Consider the following 455-nt stretch of genomic DNA (forward strand, 5'->3'; position numbering starts at 1 on the left):
GTGTAGCGCAGGCGCAGAGAGCATCCCTGCCAGCAGCGCCAGCGTGGTTAATCGCTTCATAACGTCCCATCCTCCTGCGCCGTTTTCGCCACTGTTGCCCGATTGCGCTGGCTACGACGGGTTTTCCACGTCAGCCAGAACAGTTCGAACACGCAGCGTAAAATGGTGAAGAAGGAGCGGAACGGGTTATCCTGCGGGCGCGGCGGATTAATCCACGCATCCGCGCGGGCCAGCACCACGCGCACCAGTTCACGGCGGCGCGAAAGCGGAATATCTTCATCAAACTTGAGGCGCAGGAAGCGCTCGTCAGAGGTGACCAGCTGGGCCGGAATCGAGATAGCCCCGGACTGCAGGATCAGCTCAATCTCTTCGATGTCATCCTCCAGATGGCGATTATCAGGCGCGACCACGCGGCAGCCGCCCATCGACAGGTCCGCGGTATGGCTGCGCGAGAC

Annotated in this window: 1 protein-coding gene; it reads right to left on the reverse strand. The window is 61.3% G+C overall.

Going from position 1 to position 455, the window contains the following annotated elements; genetic code table 11:
- Positions 1 to 56: 56 nt before the first annotated feature.
- On the reverse strand, positions 57 to 455 hold a 399-nt coding region (locus FJV41_RS55730), incomplete at its 5' end, for a PilZ domain-containing protein (protein ID WP_181791578.1).

It is taken from the genome of Myxococcus llanfairpwllgwyngyllgogerychwyrndrobwllllantysiliogogogochensis, assembly GCF_006636215.1.
In the GTDB taxonomy this organism is placed as follows: domain Bacteria; phylum Myxococcota; class Myxococcia; order Myxococcales; family Myxococcaceae; genus Myxococcus; species Myxococcus llanfairpwllgwyngyllgogerychwyrndrobwllllantysiliogogogochensis.